Origin of the sequence: Mycobacterium sp. pV006 (assembly GCF_041287115.1) — a bacterium.
Lineage (GTDB): Bacteria > Actinomycetota > Actinomycetes > Mycobacteriales > Mycobacteriaceae > Mycobacterium.
Map to the genome: position 1 here is coordinate 41,934 of NZ_JBGGKT010000022.1, position 6,616 is coordinate 48,549.

A 6,616-nucleotide genomic window follows, 5' to 3' on the forward strand; every position below is an offset into this window, starting at 1 on the left:
CAGCTCGGCGGTTCGCTCACCTTTATAGCTGAACACATGTGCAGGTAGACAGATGCGGTTGGCCAGCCCTACGGTGGTTCCGGACCCGCGGTGACCGCTGCGGCGCCATCGCGTTCCACTCACGCAAAGAGAGGACCTTCATGGCCGAGTACACGCTGCCGGACCTGGATTACGACTACGGCGCACTCGAGCCCCATATCTCGGGGCAGATCAACGAGATTCACCACAGCAAGCACCACGCCACCTACGTCAAGGGACTCAACGACGCCATCGCGAAGTTGGAGGAGGCGCGGGCCGAGGGCGACCACGCGACGATCTTCCTCAACGAGAAGAACCTGGCGTTCCATCTCGGTGGGCACGTCAACCACACCATCTGGTGGAAGAACCTGTCACCCAACGGTGGCGACAAGCCTACGGGCGAACTGGCGGCAGCCATCGACGACCAGTTCGGTTCCTTCGACAAGTTCCGCGCACAGTTCACCGCCGCTGCGAACGGTCTGCAAGGGTCGGGCTGGGCGGTCCTGGGCTACGACACCCTCGGGCAGCGGCTCCTCACCTTCCAGCTCTACGACCAGCAGGCCAACGTGCCGCTGGGTATCATCCCGCTCCTGCAGGTCGACATGTGGGAACACGCCTACTACCTGCAGTACAAGAACGTGAAGGCCGACTACGTCAAGGCGTTCTGGAACGTCGTGAACTGGGAAGACGTCCAGAACCGGTTCGCAGCGGCCACCAGCAAGGCCCAGGGCCTCATCTTCTGATCCGCGTGCGAGACAGGCCGGTCCCTGGTGCACAGTCGCGATTCGGCACACCGGGAACCGGCTCAGTCTCCGCGCATGGCAACATCGATGGGGCTGGTCGTTTGAGCTGACGGGAGGCGGCCCCTATCGACGTGAGTACGGACGACGGAACCGTCGACGACTTCGTTCCGCCGGGCACGGTCATCGACCTCGACAACTGTGCCCGCGAGCCGATCCACGTCCCGGGCAGCATCCAACCCCGCGGTGTCCTGGCCGTCGTCAACGAGTCGGACTTCACCGTGCGCCACGTCAGCGCCAACGTCGCCGGTGTGCTGGGCCGCACGGTCGACACGGTCCTCGGCGCACATCTGTCCGCGCTCGTCGGCGCCGACCAGGCCGAGCTGATCGCGCAGGCGACGGCGACGTTCAGCGATCTGCACCAGCGCAATCCGATCGAATGCCTCGTCGAGGTCGACGGTGTGCTGCGGGAGTTCGACGCGATCCTGCACCGGGACACCCCGGGCCGGCTGTTCGTCGAACTCGAGATCGCCTACGGCCAGCGCCCGTACTCGTTCCCCAACACCTACCAGGCGGTGCGCAGCTCCGTGGAGGCCCTGAACCGGGCCGCTTCGCTGGCCGAGCTCTACGACGTGACCGCGCGCGCGGTGCGTGAACTCACCGGCTTCGACCGGGTGATGGTGTACCGCTACGACGAGGAGTACAACGGCGAGGTCGTCGCCGAGGCCAAACGCGAAGACCTCAACTCGTTCCTGGGACTGCACTATCCGTCCACCGACATCCCGGCGCAGGCACGCGCGCTGTACGAGAAGAACTGGATCCGGCTGATCTCGGACGTGGACTACACACCGGCACCTGTGGTGCCACCGGTCGACCCTGCGTCGGGCGAGCCGCTGGACCTCACCTTCGCCACGCTGCGCAGCGTCTCTCCGATCCACATCGAGTATCTGCAGAACATGGGTGTGCGGGCGTCGATGTCGATCTCGCTGCTGCGACACGGTCGGCTGTGGGGCCTGATCGCGTGCCACCACTACGCCGGACCGCACCTGCCGCCGTTCGGCACCCGGGCCGCCGCGGAGTTCCTCGGATCGACGCTGTCGTTGCGCCTGGTCGACCAGCACGACGAGGACCAAATGCAGCGCCGCCTGGTGACCCGCGAGGTGCTCGCACAGCTGATCGTGGCGACCCTCGACGACGAGAAGCCGCTGCCGGCAGCACTTCTGGGCACCCCGGGCCTGCTCGACCTCGTTCCCGCCGGCGGTGTCGTCGTCGCCATCGAGGGTGAGGTCGTCACGAGCGGCACGGTCCCGGCGCCTGAGGTGGTTTCCGCAGTCATCGACTGGGCCCGGCGCCGAGACGACGAGTCCGCCTGCACCGACCGGTTGTCCGACGAAATCCGTGACGTCGAACTGGACCCGCGCGTCGCCGCCGGTGTGTTGACCCTCAACCTTCCCGACGACCAGGCCCTAGTCTGGTTCCGTCCCGAGGTGCTGCGCTCGGTGGACTGGGGCGGCGACCCGCACAACAAGGCGATCGCGGTGGCCGAGGGCGATCAGGTCCGTCTGAGCCCGCGCAAGTCGTTCGACCGCTGGCGCGAGATCGTGCGCCTGCGCAGCGAGCCGTGGGCGGCCGGCGAGGTCGAGGCCGCCGCCGCGCTGCGGCGCAGCCTGGTGGAGTCGCTGTACCGGCGCGCCCGAGGCGCTCTGCGGGTGGCCGAGGTTATGCACAAAAGCCTGATGCCCCAGTCGATTCCGAAGATCGACGACTGGGAGTTGTCCGCGCGGTACGAGCCCGCCGCCGGGGGTCGGGTCGGCGGGGACTGGTACGACGCGTTCGAGTTGCGCGACGGCCGGCTGGCGGTGGTCCTCGGCGACGTCGCCGGGCACGGTGTCACGGTGGCCGGCACGATGGCCCAGTTGCGCAATGCGTTGCGGGCCCACCTCTACGGTGGGGCCGGGCCTGCGGAAGCGTTACATCAGCTCAACGACTTCTGCCTGCACATGGTCCCCGGTGTCTTCGCGACGGTGGTCGTAGCCCGCGTCGACCTGGCCACCGGTCACGTCGAGGCCGCCTCGGCAGGTCACCTGATGCCGTACCTGACCCGTTCCGGGCATGCCCGGCAGGCACCGATCCGGCTGTCTCCCCCGATCGGCGCCCGGGGCGCCACGTTCTATCCGAGCACCTTCACGATCGAACGGGGGCACGGCCTGGTGATGTTCTCCGATGGCCTGATCGAACGGCGCGGAGAAGCCATCGACGACGGAATCGACCGGCTCGCAGAGCTTCTCGGCCGGCACGGCGACACTCCGGCGAACTGGATCTGGGACGCGACCCGAACCGACGACAGCGAGGATGACATCACAATCATTGCGCTGCAACGGCATTAGCGACGGCGCAGGCGCGCCCGGATCGGCCCCTTGGCCACCGTGGTGAACGGCACTTCGCAGTCGAACACGTCCTCCAGGGACTCGATGACCGTCGAGCGCACGATGGTGGCCAGGGCCAGCGTCGTCTCCAGCCGGGCGAAGTGCTCACCGATGCACGGACGCCCGCCGCCCAGGAACGGCAGGAACTGCCACCGGTCACGGTTCTTGACGTTCTCCGGGCTGAACCGCTCCGGATCGAACTCGCTCGGGTTCGGCCACAGCTGCGGATCATGGTGCAACGCATACAGTCCGATCGCGATGAGGCTTCCCGCCTCGACGCGGTAGCCGTCGACGACGATGTCGCGGGTCGCCAGCCGCGCGACCCCGGCCGCCGGCGGGCACAGCCGCAGCGCCTCGTGGAGGACCTGTTGCGTGTAGCCGAGGCGGGGCACGTCGTCGGGGGTCAGCTCGCGCTCACCGATCGCCGCCACCTCCGCAGCCACCCGGTCCTGGGCGTCCGGATGGTGTCCGAGCACCCACAACGAGTAGGTCAGTGCGGTCGCGGTGGTGTCGTGGCCGGCGAGCATGAAGATCAACAGGTCGTTGGAGATGTCTGCGTCCGACAGCGGTCTGCCGGTCTCGGGATCGGAGGCAGCGATCAGGGCCTGTACCAGCGGCGCGTCCCGGGTCGGGTCGACGCGGCACGCGTGCACCATCTCGTCGGTGATCTCGCGCATCGCACGCACCGCGGCGCGGGTGCGGCGGCGCGCCGGCGTCGGCAGCCAGCGTGGCGCCCGGACCGGCCGCAGTGCACGGTCGGCGGTATAGGACGACGCGACATGCATGCACCGCGCGATGGTGTCCGCGCGTTCGTTGAGGTCGACGCCCAGCACCGAGCGGCCGAGGGACTGCATCGCGACGCGGCGGCACTCCTCGTCGAGATCGACCTCACCGCCGGTCGGCCAGCGGTCCACGAAAGCCTGTGCGGCAGCCGACATGTGGCCGCCGAAGTCACGGACGTTCTGTTTGGTGAACACCGGCTGCAGCGCGCGCTTACGTGGCCGCCACTGCTCGTTCGGCAGGACGAACAGGCTGTCCCCGGCCGCGTGCCGGACCTCGTCGTGGATGACGCAGCGCTCCGATGCGGCGTCGCTGCGGCCCAGGACGTCGCGCATACCTGCCGGCGACATGACCGCCACGATCGGCGGGATGAGTTGCTTGGGGCCGAACTGGATGCGGGTGATCGGCCCGCCCGCGTCACGGATGACCTCCTGGCCGGTGTCGAGCCTGCGGACCAACTTGGCCAGCCGCCACCACGGCAACGGGTTGCGCGGCGCCAGCGGCAACGATGCGACGTCGCGCGCCTCGGTCGTGGTCATGAAGCCCATCCGTTCGTCGGCTGATCTTGTGCCGATCGTAGGCAACCCCGTGACACCACCGAGAGCCGAGTCGCACGCACCCGGGCCGGCGGCGCGGGTCACTCGTCGAGCTTCTTGCGGAACTCCTCGGTGTTGCGGTATTCGACGTTGCCTTCCTCGGCGCTTGTCTCGATCTTGCCCTTGTGCTCGTCGTCCACCCAGTCGGTCACCGAGGTTCCGGTGACCGTGCCGCTGGAGCCGGGCAGCGAGGTGGTCTGCAGATCATCCGAGTAGGCCTTGGCCATCTCTCTGGCCTTCTCCCGGTGTTCCTCGGTCACCTCGGGCTTCTCGGTGCGCCGCGATTCGTCGTCCGGATCGGGTGTCTCGGTGACGTGCTCGAGTTCGACGTTGGGCATCTCGTTCGTTTGCTGGCTCTGGGGAGTGTTGTCATCCATGGGTGACGGATGACCGAAACTGTGATCTACGAAACTTTCAGGCCGGCACCGTGCGCAGGGCCACCGGCAGACTCGGGAGGAAGTGCTGGCGAGCGAACGCGCGGATGTCGTCGGCGGTCTCCAACGGCTGCGCGCTGGGCACCAACAACACCAGCGCCGCATAGCGCAGGATGCAGTCGGCGAGTTCGTCGACCGCCTCGGCACCGATCCGGTCGGCGAAACCCGGTGGGAAGATCACCCGCAGCGCCTCGGCCATGCGGTCGATCGCGGCGCGGTGATAGCGGCCCGCCAGTTCCAGCACCAGACCGGGCTCGTCGGTGAACATCTGGTTGAGGATCCGGTGCCGGCGGAACTTCAGGATCGACAACGTGAATGCCTCGACGTACACGTTCGATTGCGGTTCGGCCTGTTTGAGTTCGGCAGCGATGTCGGCGAACAGTCGCACGTTCTCCCGTTCGATCACCGCCCCGACGAGTTCGTCCTTGTTCGCGAAGCGGCGATAGATGGTGGTCCGGCTGACACCGGCGCGCCGAGCAACGTCTTCGAGAGCGACCCGCCGGAAGCCGTGTCGCTCGAACTCGACGACCGCGGCGTCGAGGATCTCGGTCGCGGCCCGGTCAGGCCCGCCCATAGGCCCGGACGGCGTATCCGTTGTAGCGCACCGACATCGGCAGCCGGTCCCACAGCCAGTTCACCGGGCGCGACCGCCAGAATGCCGCGAAGCGCTGATACCGCCGCTCCTGCTTGTCGGTCCAGGGCAAGTTCAGCAGTGCCCGGGCGCGCGGCGGCAGTCCGCCGGTGGTCAGGAATGCCGCGAGCGGGTTGAAGACCGGTGCGAGCAGACGCCACACCAGCGGGTGCACCGCCTTGGGTTTCGGGAAGCCCTTGGTGACGTAGCCGACGCCGTACTTGGCGCTCGGGTGGGCGACGAGGACCTCGTTCATCATCCGGTCCCAGTACTGCTCGAACTCGGCGTAGGTGGCCGGCATCGGGCGGTCGCTGACGCCGTAGCGGCGGTACCAGGTCTTGGATTCCTGCCAGATCTGCTCGCGCTCGGCGTCGGTGAGGCGCTTCACGAAGGTGTCGGCGAAGTAGTAGATCTGCTCGACGAACGTGGCGTGCGCCCAGAAGTAGGTGTCGGGATCCAGCGCGTGGTACCGCCCGGCCGGCTTTCCGTCCTGGGCGGGCATGTCGCCCTTGACCGTGACGTGGAAGTCGCGGACCTGCAGTCCCGCGTGGTTGTCGTCGGAGCCGTAGACGGTGTTGAAGATCGGCGGGATGGTCCGCTTGAGCCGCTCGGCGGTGTCGGCGAAGAAGGTCGAATGGTCGTACACGCCCTGGCCGAGCTCGGCGAGCATGTTCTGCAGAACGGCCGGGCGCGGGCCGATCAGGTACATCCGGTTGTCGCCGAAATAGCGCCAGACCAGCGACTGCGGGCCTAGCGGGAGCGCATCGGGAAGCACGCTGTCGAGGTGTTCGTTCTTGTCCGCCAACTCCGTCATGGACACAGTGTTACAAAATCTGCACTTTGTTCCAAGACGATGTGGCGAGGCTTACAGGCTCGCTCGCCGAAATTGCATTCCACGCGCGTCAAACTGCGGGCGGATTCATACGGTGAGTGCAACATCCATTGATCTGGGGAGTTGCTATGCCGTCAGGAGTGCCGGTGCCGCTGTCGG

General features: G+C 67.4%; 6 protein-coding genes. 2 read left to right on the top strand and 4 right to left on the bottom strand.

Translation table 11 applies throughout. The features are described 5' to 3' along the window. Positions 1 to 140: 140 nt before the first annotated feature. Both ACAG25_RS23095 and ACAG25_RS23100 read left to right on the top strand, forming a co-directional pair. Complete coding sequence (locus ACAG25_RS23095; protein WP_370490807.1) at positions 141 to 761, top strand: superoxide dismutase; 621 nt, start codon at positions 141 to 143, stop codon at positions 759 to 761. Positions 762 to 892: 131 nt separating this feature from the next. Further along, positions 893 to 3,145, top strand: a complete 2,253-nt coding sequence (locus ACAG25_RS23100; protein ID WP_370490808.1) for a SpoIIE family protein phosphatase — start codon at positions 893 to 895, stop codon at positions 3,143 to 3,145. Here ACAG25_RS23100 and ACAG25_RS23105 read toward each other — a convergent pair. The 4 genes from ACAG25_RS23105 to ACAG25_RS23120 form a co-directional block, all read right to left on the bottom strand. Beyond that, positions 3,142 to 4,503 carry a cytochrome P450 gene (locus ACAG25_RS23105; protein ID WP_370490809.1) on the bottom strand — a complete coding sequence of 454 codons (1,362 nt, stop codon included), beginning with the start codon at positions 4,501 to 4,503 and terminating at the stop codon, positions 3,142 to 3,144. The two genes, ACAG25_RS23100 and ACAG25_RS23105, sit on opposite strands and share 4 nt — an antisense overlap. 98 nt (positions 4,504 to 4,601) lie before the next feature. Further along, complete coding sequence (locus tag ACAG25_RS23110; protein ID WP_370490810.1) at positions 4,602 to 4,937, bottom strand: hypothetical protein; 336 nt, start codon at positions 4,935 to 4,937, stop codon at positions 4,602 to 4,604. Between the two features lie 37 nt (positions 4,938 to 4,974). Beyond that, entirely contained in the window at positions 4,975 to 5,568 is a 594-nt protein-coding gene (locus ACAG25_RS23115; protein ID WP_370490811.1) for a TetR/AcrR family transcriptional regulator, read from the bottom strand. Then, positions 5,555 to 6,439, bottom strand: a complete 885-nt coding sequence (locus ACAG25_RS23120; protein WP_370490812.1) for an oxygenase MpaB family protein — start codon at positions 6,437 to 6,439, stop codon at positions 5,555 to 5,557. The genes ACAG25_RS23115 and ACAG25_RS23120 overlap by 14 nt, the downstream gene beginning before the upstream one ends. Positions 6,440 to 6,616: the final 177 nt, after the last annotated feature.